The sequence below is a fragment of the Mucilaginibacter paludis DSM 18603 genome, assembly GCF_000166195.2.
Lineage (GTDB): Bacteria > Bacteroidota > Bacteroidia > Sphingobacteriales > Sphingobacteriaceae > Mucilaginibacter > Mucilaginibacter paludis.
In genome coordinates this window covers 251,375-268,300 of sequence record NZ_CM001403.1, presented here as the reverse complement: position 1 = coordinate 268,300, position 16,926 = coordinate 251,375, and the positions used below count along the sequence as shown (strand labels likewise).

Sequence of the window (16,926 nt, the reverse complement as noted above, 5' to 3'; positions counted from 1 at the left end):
ACACCTTTAAAAAAACAATCAACAGGTGAATAACGTCAAGACTGCCCGATCCTTCCGCGCGCGAGGCCAGCTCCCGGCCCGGCGTGCAGTCGGGCTTTTGCGCACTTTTCTTTCTGCACCTAACAGTCTGCGAGGTTCAAACGTCATCCCTTTTTTTCGGTTAGCCGGGTTCGTTACTTATAATGAATGGTAAAACCCCAGTACCAAAATAGCCTCAATGTGCTTACTTAACGCCTAAAGCTTATTAAATAATAATTTTAAACTCGGTTCGGCGGTTTAATTTACGTCCCTCTTCGTTTGTATTGGGTGCAATAGGTTGCGCTTTGCCGTATCCTTTATACACCAGCCGGTTGGGGCTGATATGTTGGCCAATTAAATATTGGTAAACTGCTTTGGCCCTGTTTTGCGATAGGGTTTGGTTAATGGCGTCAACCCCCACGTTGTCTGTATGGCCCGAAACTTCAATTTTAACAGATGGGTTGTCGTTTAAAAAGGCGATTAGTTTTGCTAATTCGGTTTTCGACTCGTCCTTGATGTCGTACTTATTGGTATCGAAAAAAATGTTCTTTAAAATTACCTTATTGCCGGTTTCAATAGCCTGGAGCGGTACCGTAATTTGAAATTGCTTTTTGTTTTGGAGGCCGTGCAATGAAAAATTTTCGGAATAAAACAGGTATCCTTTTTTTGAAATGTTGAGGCCATAATCTTTACCGGATGTAAGCGTGGATAAAAACTGACCTTCGCCGTCGGTGGTGTTGAGGTAAACGGTTTTGCTGGTTTGCAGATCCACAATCTCCACATTAACTACTATCGGCTGTTTGCTTTTGGCATCGGTAACAAAGCCTTTAACATAGGTTACCAGTTGCGGCCTTAAGGGCGCGGGCATCTCGAACGAATAAATATCGAAACCGCCGTATCCCTGTAAATTATCCGATGAAAAGTAGGCCAGGTTGCCGTTGGCATTTAAGGTTAAGCCGCTATCATCGGCATTGGTGTTAATAGGATAGCCCAGGTTATCCGGCTTTTGCCATGCGCCATCGTTACCCCGCCTGCTGATAAAAACATCCATATTGCCCAGGCCAGGCCATCCGTTTGACGAAAAGTAAAGGGTATTATCATCGGGATGGATAAAGGGCGATTGCTCATCAAACGGGGTATTGATATTGGGCCCCAGGTTTACGGGCTCGGCCCAGCCTTTGTCTGTCAACGTCGACTTCCAGATATCGTAGCCCCCGTAGCCGCCTTTGCGGTTGCTTACAAAATATAAAGTACGGCCATCGCTGCTGATAGAGGGCTGCGATTCCCAATTGCCAGTATTAAGCGGAAAAGCCAGATCGTAGGGGATGTCCCAGTCGTTACCCTGTTTTTTGGATACATAAATATCGCATTTGCCTAAGCCCTCGGGCCTGTCGCAACCGGTAAAAAACAGGTACTGCCCATCCTGGGTGATAGATTGGGCACCTTCGTTATAATTGGGCGTATTAATTTGTTTGCTTAAATAAACAGCATTGGCCCATTTGCCTTTGCTGCCGGTGCTTTTATAAAAATCCTCGTTATTGTTTATTTTACGGGTAAAAATCAGGGTACTTTCGTCGGCGGTAATTACCGGCATGTACTCGTCGTTTTTGGTGTTGATTTCGGGCCCCAGGTTGGTAGGCTTAAACGGTACGGGGTGTTGTATAGCCTGGATGCTGAATGTGCAATCGCTAATCAATAGTTCGGCGTAGCGTTTATTGGCTTCGGTAATGTTAGGGTATTGCAGGTATTTCTGCAGGTGGGTTTGTGCCGTTGTATAGTCGGCTATGTTCACCTCCGATTCGCCCAGGTTTAAGTATACCGAGCGGTTAAATTCGGCGTTAACGGCCAGCAATTTTAAATAATGCTCAACTGCCGGTTTATACTTTTTACCAAGGCGCAACAGGTCGGCCAGTTGGTTTTGGGCCTCTAAAAAATTAGGGTCTAAGCTAAGGGCATAGGTAAGTTGGGTAATGGCCTGGTCGTATAATAAATAGTCGAGGCTTTGCCGGGCCTTAAAATAAGTTTTTAGCGCTTCTTTATTGTTGGTGGTGTAAACCCTTTGCTGCGAATACAGGATTGACGGCAGGCAGATCAATATCGCAGTTAAAAAGGTTCTCATTGATAATCGTAAGCTTGGGTTTAGCCCAAGTTACAAAAATCTACGGGATATTGAGGTATTTATGTGTTTGTAACGAAATTTCCCATTGAGGGTTATTCATCACGTAATCAACAATTAAAGGGATCATCTCTTTTGATTTTGACCACTCGGGCTGCAGGTAAAGTTTGCAGCCGGGCGATACCAGTGCGGCATATTGCTCGGCCCAGGCAAAATCAGATTTATTGAACACAATAACTTTTAATTCGTGCGCGTAAGGGGCCACACTGGCGCTTGGCGCCTTGAACTTTTTTGGCGAAAGGCAGATCCAGTCCCACGAGCCCGAAAGGGGATAAGCGCCCGATGTTTCGATAAAAGTTTTGATGCCTTTTTGCTGAAGCTGCGCGGTAAGGTAATCCAGGTTATAAATCAGCGGCTCGCCGCCGGTAACTACTACAGCTTTGCCGGGGTATTTTACCGCGTTATCAACTATCGTATCTGATGGCGTTAGCGGATGGATAGACGCATCCCAGCTTTCTTTTACATCGCACCAATGGCAGCCCACATCGCAGCCCCCTAAACGAATAAAATAGGCTGCCTTGCCGGTATTGTATCCCTCGCCCTGTATCGTATAAAACTCTTCCATTAAAGGAAGTAAAGTACCGTCTTCCGGAATCTGATTAGCCATAATTAAAACGCAAATATACGTAAAACCGTTATGAACGTTAAATTACAGTTGCTTAGCCGGAGATTATATTACGAAGCGATGAGAAAAGCAAGCTTAATTAAACCAAATCTTATTTATGTGTTAAAATCAATTAGTTTTGTAAAAACGGTAGCTTACATGAGAAAAGTTTGGTTAGTATGTGGCTTTATGCTGATGGCATGTTTTACAGCCTGCGTAGATGTAGATGAGACGTATGATTTTCATGCCGATGGATCGTGCAACGTGACGTATAATTTTGATATGAGCAAGGCCGTATCGGTTTTGGTAAACCTGCTGCCCGATTCGGTTAAGCAAACCCCGCAGTTTAGCACCGTTCAGGATACTACAATTAACTATTATACAATTTTGCCGGATACCGTTCGCCAAAAAATGGATTCTATCCAGGTGGCCATGGCCAAAAGCAGCGATGTGGTTTTGATGATGAACCTGAAAAGTAACCTGGTGAAAGTAAACATGCGGCATTCGGCAGATAATGTGGCCGATTTGAGCTACTATTTAAAAAACCTGTCGAAAATGACATCGGGCAACCAATTAGGATCGATTTTAAAGACCAGTAAAAAATTAAAGAACGATGCCGAAAGAAATCCCTTTGCGTTAACGCAGGATTATTATAATTACGAAATTACAGCACACAAGTTTTACCGTACCATTGATATTGTAAAGTTTAAAAAGTATGTAAAGGCTAATCAATCGGTGTTTAGCATGTCTAAAGCGATGCTCATCGAGATGCCTTATAAAGTAACCGTGAATTTTGCAAGCCCGGTAATTAAGATTGACAATAAAAAGGCGGTGTTGTCGGCAGATAAAAAATCGGTAACGTTACAAAGCAATATCGACGAGGTGCTCAAAGACCCGGATGTGATGGACTTTAAAATTGATTTTTGATTTTAAATGAAGTGGTATAACGTTTTGGATATTAGTGATTTGAAATATCCGTTCATCAAAAAAGTAAAAGCGGGTAAGGTTGCCGTTTGTCACGTCCTGAAAAAGGTTTACACATTTTACTGATTAATCCTGTTTCAAGTTTACACTTTATTTTAGTCCTGTAATGGGTTTACAGTTTTATAAAGATAAAGAATAACTGTTGTTGTTTGCTTGTAGTGTTGGAATGTGGGAAACTCCTTCAGTTTTCCATATTCCAACACGTTTTTCTTTTTTTGCTTCTTTTTTTCTTTTTGTTATCTCCTTTCTTTTTGTTTAAAAGCTATGCCATCACTTTTGCTGTCGGATGGTTAAGCAGATTTCTCCACCGGCGCTTGATCGGGCCGGTTTGCGTGTGCGCCTTTTCCGGTGTCATCATATCCACGCTGCTGTGCGGCCTCATCCGGTTGTAAATATCGATGGCTATTTTTGCCGAACACTGCGCTTGATTACTATTCGAATAAGCATCTTCAAGCAGCTCCTGTTTAAGTATCCCGTTCACTCTTTCTGCAATAGCGTTGTCTTTGGGGTTGCCGCTTTGGGTCATGCTGATATTGATAGTATTAGATTTTAATAAGGTTACATAGCCGTCGCTACAGTATTGTGAGCCACGATCGGAATGATGTATTAATGGCTTATCGCTTGCCCTCCCTTTTAACGCCATTTCCAAGGCTGTCAGCGGCCCCTCTGCCGACAAATCAATATGCATACAGAAGCCAACAATCTTACGGCTATAAGCATCCGTTATCAGGCTCAGGTAAGCGAACTTCTTCTTTCTCAGACGTATGTAGGTAATATCACTTACCCATAACTCATCTGCGCGGCTTAACCTGATGTCCTTTATAAGGTCGGGATATTTCTTCATCCAGTGATTGGAATCTGTTGTTTGGGGCTGACTGCGCCTTCTCTTTACAATCAGTAAATCATTTTCCCGCAACAAGTCAAAAAGCAGATCCCTGCATATATACATGTCATGACCTTCCATAAATGGTTCCATCATCACATGCAGTTTCCGGCATCCAAGCCGAGGCTGAAAAGTACGGTGATAGAGTACTTGCTGGATAAGCAGGTCCTCCTCAAGCGATTTTTTGCCTGACAATTTCTGGTGCTGATAGTACGCCTGCGGTGAATGACCAAGCAGTCTGCAAAACCCACGAAGACCGCGTGGGCAACTTTGCATTTTCATTTGGACTGCCTGGTGCCATGTTTTTTTCGCAGGTCGATGCCGAGCTCCTTACTGGATATATCGAGCATAAAATCCTGCAACTCGATCTTTAGCCGCGCCTCGCGTAATTCCTTTTTCAGTAGATTTATGTCATCAGGTATCGGTAATTCTTCCTTCACCACCCGGACTATTTCTCTGGCTTTTTTTGGCTTATTATGTTTTGACATCACAATACGATGTACTTGATCACGGCTTATTCCGTACTTCGCTGCTAATATACGGTAACCTAATCCTCCTTCATTATGATCATAAAGGATTGCTGACACATTTTTATATTCCATTTTTGGTTTATTTAATGTGTAAACCTATTTCAGGACTAGACAGTTTGCCTTGTTGGCGTTGATAACGAGGTAAATGCCCTATCGGCCAGATGCCCGCATGCCGGGGAGGATATTAGCTACGGCTGGTGCAAGGATGGGAAACTGGTATGTCCGGTTCACCGGTTTTCGTACGATATCCATACAGGCCGGGGGAGCGCAGGCCAGGGCGATTATATTCAAACCTATCCGGTTGAAATAAGGAGCAACGGAGTGTATGTGGGCGTTTCTTCCCGCTGGGATTTGATCAGCAAGTTGTTTGGCGGAAAATAACAGAGTTAAGATGCAAGAGTCAAATGGAGTGAGGGGAAGTATCCCATCCTTTATTTGACTCTTACATCAAGTTGCTTTTGCCGGATAAGCCGCTCGTTTAGCTTAACTATAAACTTCCTTATTTGCCGAAGCCAGCGTGTTTTTCAGCAAACCGATAATGGTCATTAAACCAACTCCGCCCGGTACCGGTGTTATCCAGGATGCTTTGGGTGCAACGCCGTCGAAATCCACATCACCGTAAAGTTTGTAACCCGATTTGTTAGTGGCTGATGTTTCACGGTTCATGCCTACGTCAATAACTACAACGCCATCCTTAACCATATCGGCAGTAACAAAATTCTTTTTGCCTATGGCCACAATCAGGATATCGGCATCCAGGGTGAACTTTTTAATATCAGGAGTGCGGCTGTGGCAAATGGTTACCGTGCAGTTACCCGGTGTAGTATTGCGCGCCATTAAAATGCTCATCGGCGAACCCACAATATTGCTACGCCCAATCACCACGCAATGTTTACCGGCGGTTTCAATGCCGTATTCTTTCAGCATCAGCGTAATGCCATAAGGAGTAGCGGGAATAAACGATGGCAGATTGCGCTGCATACGGCCCAGGTTTACCGGGTGAAAACCATCAACATCCTTACGGTGATCAATTCTTTCGGTTACTTTTTCCGGGTCGATGTGTTTAGGCAAGGGCAACTGTACAATAATGCCATCAATATCAGCATCAGCATTTAACTCGGCAACCTTGGCTAATAGCTCTTCTTCGGTAACATCAGCCTCATAACGCACCAGGCTCGATTTAAAACCCACCTTCTCGCAGTTCTTCATCTTGCTGGCCACATACGTTTCGCTGCCGCCATCGTGCCCAACCAGCACCGCAACCAAATGTGGCTTACGCCCGGTTTGCGCCAGGTATGCTGCCGCCTGTTCGGCAATTTCACCCTTAAGTTTTTCTGATACGTATTTTCCGTCGAGTAAATTCATTTCGTATTGAGATGTGCGTATTGCGTATTGAGATCAATCTGCAATACTGATATATATGATCTAATTTAAGTCGCAATACGCAATACGTATTACGCTATACTCATCAATCCAATTTCAGCACCGCCATAAAGGCCGATTGCGGTATTTCAACATTACCTACCTGGCGCATGCGTTTTTTACCTTTTTTCTGTTTCTCCAACAGTTTACGCTTACGCGATATATCACCACCGTAACATTTGGCGGTAACATCCTTACGTAAAGCCTTCACGGTTTCGCGGGCGATAATCTTAGCACCGATAGATGCCTGGATAATGATTTCAAACTGCTGACGTGGGATTAACTCCTTTAGCTTTTCGCAGATCTTTTTACCAAAATCGTACGAGTTGCTGCGGTGAATTAATGATGATAAGGCATCCACAGGTTCAGCATTAAGGCGAATATCCAAACGGACCAGATCCGATTGGCGGTAACCTATCTGCGTATAATCGAACGAAGCATAACCCTTGGAGATGGTTTTTAACTTGTCGTAAAAATCAAATACAATTTCGCCCATCGGCATTTCAAATACCAGTTCAACACGGTCTGACGTGAGGTAGGATTGGTTAGCGATGGTTCCCCGTTTCTGGATACACAGCGACATTACCGGCCCAACAAATTCCGACTTGGTGATAATGTTAGCCCTGATATAAGGCTCTTCAACAAACTGAAGCTTGCTTGGGTCGGGCAGATCAGATGGGTTATTTACCTCCAGTTCATCGCCTTTGGTGGTATGGGCAATGTACGATACGTTGGGTACGGTGGTAATCACCGTCATATCAAACTCGCGCTCTAAACGCTCCTGGATAATCTCCATGTGCAGCATCCCGAGGAAACCGCAACGGAAGCCGAAGCCCAAAGCCGCAGATGATTCCGGCTCAAAAACCAGTGATGCATCGTTTAACTGCAACTTGGCCATAGCCTCGCGCAACTCTTCATATTCATCGGTATCAACCGGGTAAATACCGGCAAATACCATCGGCTTGACCTCTTCAAAACCTTGTATACCGGCTTCGCAAGGGCGGGCCACATTGGTAATGGTATCACCAACCTTAACCTCGCGGGCCTCTTTGATACCCGAGATGATATAACCTACGTCGCCGGTTTTAATCACATCCTTGGGTAGTTGGTTTAACTTTAAAGTACCAACCTCATCGGCAATGTATTGCTTTTCGGTAGCAAAGAATTTTACTTTATCACCCTTCCTGATCTCGCCGTTCACCACCTTAAAGTAAGCGATGATACCGCGGAAAGAGTTAAATACCGAATCGAAAATCAGCGCCTGTAAAGGTGCTTCCGGGTCGCCAACCGGCGGGGGCACACGGGCAACAATAGCTTCCAGTATTTCATGAACGCCCATGCCGGTTTTACCCGATGCCGCCAATATATCTTCGCGTTTGCAACCAATCAGTTCAACAATCTGGTCCTTAACCTCTTCGGGCATAGCGCCGGGCAGGTCCATTTTATTTAGCACCGGGATAATTTCCAGGTCGTTTTCTAAAGCCAGGTAAAGGTTGGATATGGTTTGGGCCTGGATACCTTGCGATGCATCAACGATCAATAGGGCGCCTTCGCAGGCGGCTATGGAGCGCGATACCTCGTACGAGAAATCCACGTGTCCGGGAGTGTCAATTAAGTTTAATACATACTTTTGCCCGTTCAGCATATAGTCCATCTGGATGGCGTGGCTCTTAATGGTGATGCCGCGTTCGCGTTCCAGGTCCATATCGTCAAGCAGTTGAGCTTGCGATTCGCGCTGGGTAATGGTGTTGGTATATTCTAACAACCTGTCGGCAAGTGTACTTTTACCGTGGTCGATATGGGCGATGATACAAAAATTACGGATGTGCTTCATTGAGTGGCAAAAATAGCTTTTTACACCGATATTTATAAGCGGCTTAAACAATTACTTAACTTTGATGAAAAAGCGCACAGTATCCCGGTTATACAGAATTTAAACTATTGATAATTGAATGCTTTGCTGTAGGGCGTTTTCTTTACCCTTGTCTGCTTTAAAATACTGCAATGTTTATATTTATTCTAAAAGATACAACATGTTATCAGCGTTAGTGGTATCTATTATTGAGCAACGTTTAAGCGAATTAATTATCAATACTTCGCCGATGAGTGGCGGCAGCATCAACCAGGTTTACAGTTTGCAAACAGCGCAAAAAAAGTATGTGGTTAAGGTGAATAGCAAAAGCAAGTTCCCCCAGATGTTTGCCTGCGAAGCTACCGGCTTAAAAACCATAGCTGCTACCGCCACCATAGCTATCCCCAATGTTTTGTTTTTTGATGATGCCGGCGAAGAGAGTTTTTTGGTGCTTGAGTGGATAGAAAGTAAACGCCCGTCACAGTCGTCTTTTAACCATTTAGGGCAGCAGCTGGCAGCTATGCACACGCACTCCGCAGAAGCTTTTGGCTTTGACGGCGACAACTATATGGGGTCGTTAAAGCAATCAAACATAAAGCATGATACCTGGGCCGCTTTTTATACCGGGGAACGCCTGATGCCGATGGTGAAGATAGCTGTGGACAATTGCTTGTTAAGTAACAGGGATGAGCAGTTTTTTGAGAAACTTTATGCACGGTTACCCGGTTTGTTTGAAGAAGAAAAGCCTTCGTTAATCCACGGCGACCTGTGGAGCGGTAACTATATCATTGCTAACGATGATGCGCCTTATCTGATAGATCCGGCGGTTAGTTACGGGCATCGCGAATTCGATATCGCCATGACCACTTTGTTTGGCGGCTTTGGCCGGCAATTTTACCGGAGCTACCACGAAAGTTTCCCCTTAGCCAAAGGGTGGGAGCAAAGGCTCGATTTATGGAACCTTTATCCCTTACTGCTGCATTTGAATTTATTTGGAGCCGGGTATTTAGGGCAGGTGAGGGATGGTTTGGCAGGGTACGTGTAGTTATTTATCTGGTTTTGGGCGTGTTTTTTTGCTTCTTTAGTAAATTCGGAGGTGATTACAACCTTATAATTCAGCTAAAAAAACATTTGCATCCTGGAGTTCAATTTTTCCTTCTTTGTACAGTTTGATTTCTTCTATAGATTTTTTCAGGCGATTATAAATCAATTCTTCGGATTTATGAGTTGACTTGCCTGCTGAATCAGGATGTTGTTCTATATTGTAGTCTAAACCAAAAGCATCCAGAATGGCTTTTATGGCCTTTTCAGTTTTTTTGTTTTTAATATTTACAATTAGCGTTGTCATTAAAACAAAAATACAATATTATTTAGAATAGATAGATACGGTAGTAAAATGTACGCCATAGCTATCATCTTATTAAAGTTATTTGCTGGCAACTTATAATGAAATCATCTTAAGTTATTGATTATTAGTGCTTTTATTTTTGCTCTGAAAATCAGTATTCTTAACTTAGAACATCGGCCCGCTCAGTCGCCGCGGGAAGGGCTGTTACTTTTGTCTTGACACAAAAGTAACCAAAAAGTCAAGACTGCCCGATCCTTCCACCCACAGGCCAGCTCCCGGCCCGGCGTGCAGTCGGGCTTTTGCGCACATTTCCTATCTGTGCATAGTAATCTATAAGGTTCAAATGTCATTCTTGTTTTTTCTCTGGTTGGCCGGGGCCATTATTTATAATGAATTGCTGCTAAGCTGTTGATTGTTAATGCTAAACTTCTCTCCATCATGTCATCCCGACGCGAGGAGGGACCTCCTATGATGAAATATGCAAGGTAAACGAGGCAAAAGGGCTTAAAAAGGGGTTATAACACGTATTGCTTAAATGTTTTAAATATTTTTGGTCAAAGCATGGCCCTGTTTGTTTAACTTTCCAGTGCAAATCAAAAGAGGAAACAGGCGCTGCTGAGGAGCAACCTGCCAGCAATATGATTTGCTGAACCACGGATAAAGGCCTCTGTCAAAGGAGGCTTTTTATTTATCCTGTTCACTGAATGGCTAAAAAAACCTTCACGAATTTTTATTTTAATGCGTTGATAAATGACCAGCTAACCTCCTATAAGCAGACACTTTGCAGGCTGCAGGATCGCGTTCAAATTATTTGGATAAAAGGGCAACCCGTAACCTTTTGTATAGCAGACACCTTTCGGGCCGCAGATCCCTCGCTTCGGTTTGCCCATTTCATAAAAAAACCAAACCGGCTTTATCAGGCATTTGTCCTTGTGGACTTATTTGACAACCGAAGTTACGTAAGGTTTTTGATTCTTCATAACGAACCGTATCCGGTTGAGCATTTTTTTAGCTATCCTGATGATGGCCTTATTCTTTTTCATTTTTTTGCAAAGGTTATTGAAAGCCAGCGTCATGGCCGGGTCGAGCCTGACAGCTATCCAAGAGGCCTCGATAAGCTTCTCCCGTAATTGATGATGAGCTCTTTTAGTGAGCCCCAATATGATTTTTTGATCGCCGGAACTATGCATATCCGGTACCAAGCCTATATATCCACACAAGGCATCCAGGGAATCAAAGCGTTCAATGTCGCCGATCTCTGTGACAAATAATAAGGCGGTAATCTCGCCTATACCGGGGATGGTCCGGATCAGTTTTATAATTTGTTGATAACGTGGCTGCCTGGATAGGGCTCTGACTTCCCTGGTGGCTGTGAGTACCATGATACGGGTCTGCTGGTATCCCTGTAGCAGAATATCCAGGTTGATCCGTGCTGATGAAGGCAAGCAAAGGGCCTTGAGCAGGCAGATATAATGATTCGACCAGTATTTATCGGTGTCTACCGTCACCGACTGGTCCTGGAAGTTAAGCCATCCTTTTATTCGGTTCTTATAGCGTGTCTGATCTTTGATCATTTGCTGGTAAACACGGATAATACCGCGGTCATCCTGTTGCTCGATGCCAGGCACGAAGATACCTTTCAGGGCTCCTTCACTTAATGTTTTACTGAGTTTCCGGCAATCGACCGTATCTGATTTGCGCTGCTTTTCCTTGTCTGTCAGCGGGACATCGGCAGGATTTACGACGATGCAGGACATCCCCAGCTCACTAAACTGTCGCTGATAGCCAAAGCCGCAAAAACCGGCTTCGTAAACGAGCCTGTAATCGGCCGAAGGATAGTTCTGTTGTAGATGCCCGCTTAAGGCCTTAGGTGAAGGTTCCTGGGAAAACGTCTTTAGCTCCATATGGGTGCTGCGAAGGCTGACCTTCCAGGACTTCTTGTGTACATCTATGCCAACAAAAATAGTTTGTCCGCTAAAATCTAATTGTGTACCTTGTTTCATGAGTTCTTGGTTTAAAGTGTTTGTTAATGGTTCACTATTAAGCTACAACCTTTTTTTCAAGAACTCTTTTACATCATCTATCGAACCATTTCATACATACGACCTTTTGCACGCGATACGTATGCAGTATATCGGGTGTACTGATTGTCAATCGCTTAGCTCCTGGCCAAGTGTGCAGTCGGGCTTTTGCGTACATTTTTCATCTGCGCTTGATAATCTACGAAGTTCCACACGTCATCCCTATTTCTTTCCGGCTGGCTGGCTTCGTTACTCATAATGCCCAACACCCATACTTATAAAAATCCATTGCTTGTTTGTACTTTTACAGCCATCTATGAAAAAATTACTCTGGCTGTTACCTGTATTGTTCGCTTTATCGTGTAAAAGCCCCGCCGAGAAAGAAGAAAACAAAAACCTCAATAAATTTGCAGAAGATTATGTGCGCCTGGCACTAACCATTGGCCAATATGATGGCGATTTTGTAGATGCTTATTACGGCCCCGATTCGTTAAAGCCTAAACAGGCCGTGGGTAAAGATTTTCCGAAGGACAGCCTGCTGGCATCGGTAAATAGTTTGATGAACCAACTTAGCCCGGTGGCGCACAACTCGCCAATAGACTCGAACAAAAACAGGGCTAACTGGATTTACGATCAGCTCAGGGCCTTTAACCGCCGGATCAGGATCTTCAGCGGCGAATATGAATCGTTCGATGCCGAGTCGGAGGATCTTTTTGGCGTAGTGGCTCCGGTACAGGATGAAGCGTTCTTTAAAACCTCGTTAGCCGCGCTGGATAGCATCTTGCCGGGCAAGGGAAACGTGAACGATCGTTTTCAAAAGCTGGCTAATCATTTTATCATCCCTAAAAATAAACTTGAACCGGTGATGAATGCCGCCATAGCCGAAGCACGTAAGCGCACCAAAGCCCATTACCAGCTGCCCGCCAACGAGAGTTTTACCCTTGAGTTTGTAACGCATAAACCCTGGAGCGGCTATAACTGGTACAAAGGCAATTATAAAAGCTTAGTGCAGATCAATACCGACTTGAATATTTTTATAGACCGTGCTATCGACGTAGGCAGCCACGAGAGTTACCCCGGCCACCATGTATACAACATGCTGTTGGAGAAAAACCTGTATCGCGATAGGGGATGGGTGGAGCTATCGATGTACCCGCTGTTCAGTCCGCAATCGTTAATTGCCGAGGGGAGTGCCAACTATGGTATTGAGGTAGCCTTTCCGGGCGATGATAAGGTTAAATTTACCAGAGCTGTATTACTGCCCCTTGCCGGGTTGGATACTGCCGGTATAGCCATTTATTTTAAAGCTTTGGCCATACGGGGGAAATTGAATTACGTGCGCAACGAGGTAGCCCGAGGCCTGATGAACAATAACATGAACCGCAGCAAGGCTTTAAGCTGGCTTAAAAAATACGGCCTGATGAACGATGAATCGGCTGAAAAATCATTAGACTTTATTAAGAAATACCGCAGCTACGTAATCAACTATAACTATGGGCAAGACCTGGTTAAAAACTACATAGAGCAAAACGGCGGCACAGATAAAGCACCGGATAAACGTTGGCAATTGTTTGGCAACCTGCTGAGTAATGAGGTGAGCCCGGCGAGTTTGGTTAAACCGAAAAATTGATAATAGCAAAGATGGGTGAGTTTATAATGGCGCTCATGTAAGTTATTGATTGTCAGTGCTTAATTTATCTACATTATGTCATCCCGAGGTGAGGAGGGAACTTCTAAAAGCGGTAAGTATGCATCATATTAGGTGCACTGATTATCAATGTGCTATGTTTGCTCCGACAATCAGTATTCTTAAATTAGAACATCGTCCCGCTCAGTCGCCGCGGGAAGAGGCTTGTCACTTTTTGTCTTGATACAAAAAGTAACCAAAAAAATCAAGACTGCCCGAACCTTCCGCCCGCGAGGCCAGCTCCCGGCCCGGCGTGCAGTCCGGCCTTTGCCCGCTTTTCCTATCTGCACCTAACAGTCTATAAGGTTCAAACGTCATCCCTGTTTTTTTTCGGTTGGCCGGGTCCATTACTTATAATTACTCAAATCAATAATTCACTCACTCCCAAAAATCAATCAATCAAAAATCATTCAATGCATCGCCATACCTGCTTCATCGCTTACTTCAACCTGGTTTTTGATTTGCCTGCGGCCAATTAATAAAATAACGAGTGCAATAACCGATGATGCAGCCATAATTGCGGCTAATGGAATATTGGTATGGCTATCAAAGGCGCCAACGGCAAACGAAGTGAAAGCGCCTATAGCCAATTGCGAGCAACCCATTAAGGCAGACGCACTACCCGCGTTTTTACTGAATGGTGCCAGCGATAAGGCTGCCGCGTTTGAGTTGATAAAGCCGAGGCAGCATAAAAAGATAAATATAAAAACAACGGTTCCTACTAAGCCCAGCCAGCCATTAACTGCTGCGGTAACAAACAATAATCCGGATATAACCTGGATAAAAAGTGCTACGCGTACAATTTGCTCGCTTTTATAAAAGCGCATAGCTAAATTATTAACCTGGCTGCAACCGATAAAACCAATGGACAGGCCGGCGAAGATCCAGCCGTATATTTTTCCGTCTAAATGAAAAATATCCATAAAAACCAGCGGTGAGCCAGCCACATAAGCAAATAAGCCAGAAAAGGCCACGGCCCCGGTAAATGCGTAGGTTGAAAACTGAGGCTCCTTCAAAACCTTTAAAAAGTTGCCCAATATGGGGCCCGGTTTGAGCGATAGCGAGGTATCGGGCTTATAGGTTTCGGGTAGTTTAAAAATAACGGCAAGCAGTATTAAAACCGCTATAGCGGCCAGTATGGCAAACACCAATTGCCAGCCATAGGCTGCGGTAATGTATCCGCCAACGGTTGGGGCAATCATGGGCGATGCGCCAACAACCAGCATCAGCAACGAAAAAACCTTGGCGTTCTCTTCAACCGGGAACAGATCGCGAACCATGGCTACGGATGCTACCGCCGCCGCGCAGCTGCCAATGGCCTGCACTAAGCGTAAAAGTATTAAAGCTTGGATGGAATGCGCCGCCATACAGCCAAGCGAAGCGATGATGTATAATACCAAGCCAATATATAGCGGGTTTTTGCGGCCGAAGCGATCCAGCATGGGGCCATACAATAACTGGCCTGCTGCCAAACCAACAAAAAAGCTGCTTAAGGACAGGGCCACCTCGTTAACGGTTGTATGAAGATCGTTAGCAATGGCGGGAAAGCCGGGCAGGTACATATCGATAGAAAACGGACCGAGTGCGGTTAAAAAACCTAAGATAAGGATGCGGAAAAAATGTTCTTTTTTTGTCATGTACAAAAAAGCAGAATGATCTGCCGGGGTGTTGATGCAGGCGCAAATATCGCCAATATTAAAATTTTGATTATGATTAAAATGTCAAGTTTACTTCATGGAATCAACATATTCCTGCTGAAGTAGCCTCAGGCAACTGGCGCACAGGCAACCGTCGTATAACTCGCTAACGTATTGTACCTCGTTGATGCTCAGGGCAACAACGCTGCACTGGCACTGTGTAAATTTGTTGGCCTTGCACTCAAAGGCAGCATTACACCGCTCGCAGCGGATAATTTCGTGTTTGGTGGTTTGAGTGGCTTGCATTGCTGCAAAGTTAGCTATTGCAAGTTGAAATGAATGTCAAATTTATTAGGGGCGTTTGGTTGGGTTGGGGCAATGCAAAAGTTAGTTATGGCAAATTAATGCCGCAGAGATAAAAAAGAACCGGTATCGGCGGCCTGCATTCACATCAATCCGGTATCAAAAAACTTCGCCTAAATTAACAAAAACACCGTGCGAGTTATCGGTACCGATGGCATAATCAATACAGAGGTTAGTATTTGACCGTTTGTTTATTTTTACCCGAATGCCCGTACCTGCCGCGGGTATAATTTTATTGAGGCCGTTTGATACACTGCGCTGATAATTTTGGGCGTTGGCAAAAACGACTGCACCCAGCAGTCCGTTTTTAGTAATGCCAAAGCGGTATTCGCTTTCAAGGTACAGCATATTTTTCCCTCTAAATCTGTCTATGGCATAGCCGCGCCCGGTATTATTATAGGTATCGTTACCAACGCTTGGCAAATCAAGATAAGGTTGTTTTCCACTTAATGTAATCCAACTGTAGCTCCAAAGCGCCAGTACGTTGTTCGAATGGTCGGACAGTTTAAAGTATTTACGGATATCGATTTGTATCGAGCTCCATTTGCTGTCGCTACCCATGGCCTTCAGATTGTCCCGGTAAACGATGTTGGCGTAGCTACCACCCAAAGAATTAACCGGGTTGGTACGGCTGTCAAATAACAGATCGAGGTTAAAGCCCGATGAACGCGAACTCGAAGTTTCGCCATAGCGTTTAAAATCGGATACGGTATTATCCAGGTTTCCCTCCTCGGTAATTTCGTAGTGGTAATCCAGGCTGTAACCCACACCTGCATAAAAGTTTTTACTTACCTTTTTCAAAAAAGTTTGATAAAGGCGCAGGTAATCAAAAGTAATGGCATCTGCTTTTAACGTGGTGGTGGAGCTGCCCAGGCCGTAGGTTACATCCGGATATTTGATGACACGCAAATCGGTTACAAACTTAAACTGATCATCAAAAGCCCAGATGTTTGATTCTGCCATAAAAGTTTGCTGGCTATGCGAGTCGTAAAACGCCTGTAAATTAATCACCGACTGGTTGCCGCTATGCTGCGGCTGCGTGTAAAACGTGGCAACGCTGCTTAAACCAATGGCAAAGCCGGTAGAAAGGGTGTAGCCTACAGTAGGGACTACCGATAAGGCTATTTTTTTAGGTGGCCGATCAATACCGTTTTTTTGTTTGCTGAAAACGCGATGCAGTACATCGATGATATCCTTCTGGTCTGCCGAGTCAACAAGTGTAGTATCGCCGAAAGGCAAAACGCTGCTATTGGCGCAATCGCAGCATAACATGGCGGCTAAAATAATTAAGATACGGAATTTTAGCAAAGGTGGCAACGGTTAAACATTAGGGTAACGGATTGTTTTACTGATACAATGGTAATAACAAGTATTGAATGGTTAAAGTATATAGCAGATAAA

Annotated in this window: 16 protein-coding genes; 4 read left to right on the top strand and 12 right to left on the bottom strand. The window is 44.3% G+C overall.

Features of this window, described 5'->3' with window-relative positions:
- Window positions 1-244 precede the first annotated feature (244 nt).
- Together MUCPA_RS01070 and MUCPA_RS01065 are read right to left on the bottom strand one after the other, a co-directional pair.
- Window positions 245-2,137, bottom strand: a complete 1,893-nt coding sequence (locus MUCPA_RS01070) for an OmpA family protein (RefSeq protein WP_008503965.1) — start codon at window positions 2,135-2,137, stop codon at window positions 245-247.
- A gap of 40 nt (window positions 2,138-2,177) precedes the next feature.
- Window positions 2,178-2,801, bottom strand: coding sequence for a 7-carboxy-7-deazaguanine synthase QueE (locus tag MUCPA_RS01065; protein ID WP_008503964.1), 624 nt, complete (start codon window positions 2,799-2,801; stop codon window positions 2,178-2,180).
- Window positions 2,802-2,831: 30 nt separating this feature from the next.
- On the opposite strand from MUCPA_RS01065, the gene MUCPA_RS01060 reads away from it, so the two are divergent.
- Window positions 2,832-3,725 carry a hypothetical protein gene (locus tag MUCPA_RS01060; RefSeq protein ID WP_040625591.1) on the top strand — a complete coding sequence of 298 codons (894 nt, stop codon included), beginning with the start codon at window positions 2,832-2,834 and terminating at the stop codon, window positions 3,723-3,725.
- A 319-nt stretch (window positions 3,726-4,044) separates the two neighbouring features.
- Here the strand turns inward: MUCPA_RS01060 and MUCPA_RS01055 are convergent, their stop codons facing one another.
- Window positions 4,045-4,947 (bottom strand): IS3 family transposase, encoded by a 903-nt coding sequence (locus tag MUCPA_RS01055; protein WP_008503962.1) that lies wholly within the window; start codon window positions 4,945-4,947, stop codon window positions 4,045-4,047.
- On the bottom strand, window positions 4,944-5,267 hold the full coding sequence (locus MUCPA_RS01050) for a hypothetical protein (protein ID WP_008503961.1): 324 nt from the start codon (window positions 5,265-5,267) through the stop codon (window positions 4,944-4,946). The genes MUCPA_RS01055 and MUCPA_RS01050 overlap by 4 nt, the downstream gene beginning before the upstream one ends.
- A gap of 111 nt (window positions 5,268-5,378) precedes the next feature.
- Between MUCPA_RS01050 and MUCPA_RS36770 the strand changes: the two genes are divergently transcribed.
- Complete coding sequence (locus MUCPA_RS36770) at window positions 5,379-5,576, top strand: Rieske (2Fe-2S) protein (RefSeq protein WP_233276905.1); 198 nt, start codon at window positions 5,379-5,381, stop codon at window positions 5,574-5,576.
- 102 nt (window positions 5,577-5,678) lie between these two features.
- Here the strand turns inward: MUCPA_RS36770 and MUCPA_RS01045 are convergent, their stop codons facing one another.
- Entirely contained in the window at window positions 5,679-6,560 is an 882-nt protein-coding gene (locus MUCPA_RS01045; RefSeq protein WP_008503960.1) for a bifunctional 5,10-methylenetetrahydrofolate dehydrogenase/5,10-methenyltetrahydrofolate cyclohydrolase, read from the bottom strand.
- 103 nt (window positions 6,561-6,663) lie between these two features.
- Entirely contained in the window at window positions 6,664-8,451 is a 1,788-nt protein-coding gene (gene lepA / locus MUCPA_RS01040) for a translation elongation factor 4 (protein WP_008503959.1), read from the bottom strand.
- Window positions 8,452-8,650: 199 nt separating this feature from the next.
- Here lepA and MUCPA_RS01035 point away from each other — a divergent pair, with 199 nt between their 5' ends.
- The gene (locus tag MUCPA_RS01035) at window positions 8,651-9,514 is read left to right on the top strand and encodes a fructosamine kinase family protein (RefSeq protein ID WP_008503958.1); all 864 of its coding nucleotides are present in this window, start codon (window positions 8,651-8,653) and stop codon (window positions 9,512-9,514) included.
- Between the two features lie 63 nt (window positions 9,515-9,577).
- Here the strand turns inward: MUCPA_RS01035 and MUCPA_RS01030 are convergent, their stop codons facing one another.
- Entirely contained in the window at window positions 9,578-9,817 is a 240-nt protein-coding gene (locus MUCPA_RS01030) for a hypothetical protein (RefSeq protein WP_008503957.1), read from the bottom strand.
- Between the two features lie 938 nt (window positions 9,818-10,755).
- The gene (locus MUCPA_RS01020; protein WP_008503956.1) at window positions 10,756-11,820 is read right to left on the bottom strand and encodes an IS110 family RNA-guided transposase; all 1,065 of its coding nucleotides are present in this window, start codon (window positions 11,818-11,820) and stop codon (window positions 10,756-10,758) included.
- Between the two features lie 334 nt (window positions 11,821-12,154).
- Here MUCPA_RS01020 and MUCPA_RS01015 point away from each other — a divergent pair, with 334 nt between their 5' ends.
- Window positions 12,155-13,468: a hypothetical protein gene (locus MUCPA_RS01015; RefSeq protein ID WP_008503955.1), complete on the top strand. Its 1,314-nt coding sequence runs from the start codon at window positions 12,155-12,157 to the stop codon at window positions 13,466-13,468.
- A gap of 225 nt (window positions 13,469-13,693) precedes the next feature.
- Here the strand turns inward: MUCPA_RS01015 and MUCPA_RS38075 are convergent, their stop codons facing one another.
- From MUCPA_RS38075 to MUCPA_RS00995, 4 genes are all read right to left on the bottom strand, one after another.
- Entirely contained in the window at window positions 13,694-13,873 is a 180-nt protein-coding gene (locus MUCPA_RS38075; RefSeq protein WP_008503954.1) for a hypothetical protein, read from the bottom strand.
- A 62-nt stretch (window positions 13,874-13,935) separates the two neighbouring features.
- On the bottom strand, window positions 13,936-15,162 hold the full coding sequence (locus tag MUCPA_RS01005; protein WP_008503953.1) for a multidrug effflux MFS transporter: 1,227 nt from the start codon (window positions 15,160-15,162) through the stop codon (window positions 13,936-13,938).
- A gap of 90 nt (window positions 15,163-15,252) precedes the next feature.
- Complete coding sequence (locus tag MUCPA_RS01000) at window positions 15,253-15,468, bottom strand: cysteine-rich CWC family protein (protein WP_008503952.1); 216 nt, start codon at window positions 15,466-15,468, stop codon at window positions 15,253-15,255.
- Between the two features lie 156 nt (window positions 15,469-15,624).
- On the bottom strand, window positions 15,625-16,842 hold the full coding sequence (locus tag MUCPA_RS00995; RefSeq protein WP_169316143.1) for a BamA/TamA family outer membrane protein: 1,218 nt from the start codon (window positions 16,840-16,842) through the stop codon (window positions 15,625-15,627).
- Window positions 16,843-16,926 lie beyond the last annotated feature (84 nt).

Excerpts from the sequence above, each read along its gene's own strand:
- lepA (WP_008503959.1), bottom strand. The coding sequence starts at position 8,451 with ATGAAGCACATCCGTAATTTTTGTATCATCGCCCATATCGACCACGGT.
- MUCPA_RS01005 (WP_008503953.1), bottom strand. The coding sequence starts at position 15,162 with ATGACAAAAAAAGAACATTTTTTCCGCATCCTTATCTTAGGTTTTTTA.
- MUCPA_RS01070 (WP_008503965.1), bottom strand. The coding sequence starts at position 2,137 with ATGAGAACCTTTTTAACTGCGATATTGATCTGCCTGCCGTCAATCCTG.
- MUCPA_RS01020 (WP_008503956.1), bottom strand. The coding sequence starts at position 11,820 with ATGAAACAAGGTACACAATTAGATTTTAGCGGACAAACTATTTTTGTT.
- MUCPA_RS01050 (WP_008503961.1), bottom strand. The coding sequence starts at position 5,267 with ATGGAATATAAAAATGTGTCAGCAATCCTTTATGATCATAATGAAGGA.
- MUCPA_RS01000 (WP_008503952.1), bottom strand. The coding sequence starts at position 15,468 with ATGCAAGCCACTCAAACCACCAAACACGAAATTATCCGCTGCGAGCGG.
- MUCPA_RS38075 (WP_008503954.1), bottom strand. The coding sequence starts at position 13,873 with ATGGACCCGGCCAACCGAAAAAAAACAGGGATGACGTTTGAACCTTAT.
- MUCPA_RS01060 (WP_040625591.1), top strand. The coding sequence starts at position 2,832 with ATGAACGTTAAATTACAGTTGCTTAGCCGGAGATTATATTACGAAGCG.
- MUCPA_RS01055 (WP_008503962.1), bottom strand. The coding sequence starts at position 4,947 with ATGAAAATGCAAAGTTGCCCACGCGGTCTTCGTGGGTTTTGCAGACTG.
- MUCPA_RS01045 (WP_008503960.1), bottom strand. The coding sequence starts at position 6,560 with ATGAATTTACTCGACGGAAAATACGTATCAGAAAAACTTAAGGGTGAA.
- MUCPA_RS01065 (WP_008503964.1), bottom strand. The coding sequence starts at position 2,801 with ATGGCTAATCAGATTCCGGAAGACGGTACTTTACTTCCTTTAATGGAA.
- MUCPA_RS01035 (WP_008503958.1), top strand. The coding sequence starts at position 8,651 with ATGTTATCAGCGTTAGTGGTATCTATTATTGAGCAACGTTTAAGCGAA.
- MUCPA_RS01015 (WP_008503955.1), top strand. The coding sequence starts at position 12,155 with ATGAAAAAATTACTCTGGCTGTTACCTGTATTGTTCGCTTTATCGTGT.
- MUCPA_RS01030 (WP_008503957.1), bottom strand. The coding sequence starts at position 9,817 with ATGACAACGCTAATTGTAAATATTAAAAACAAAAAAACTGAAAAGGCC.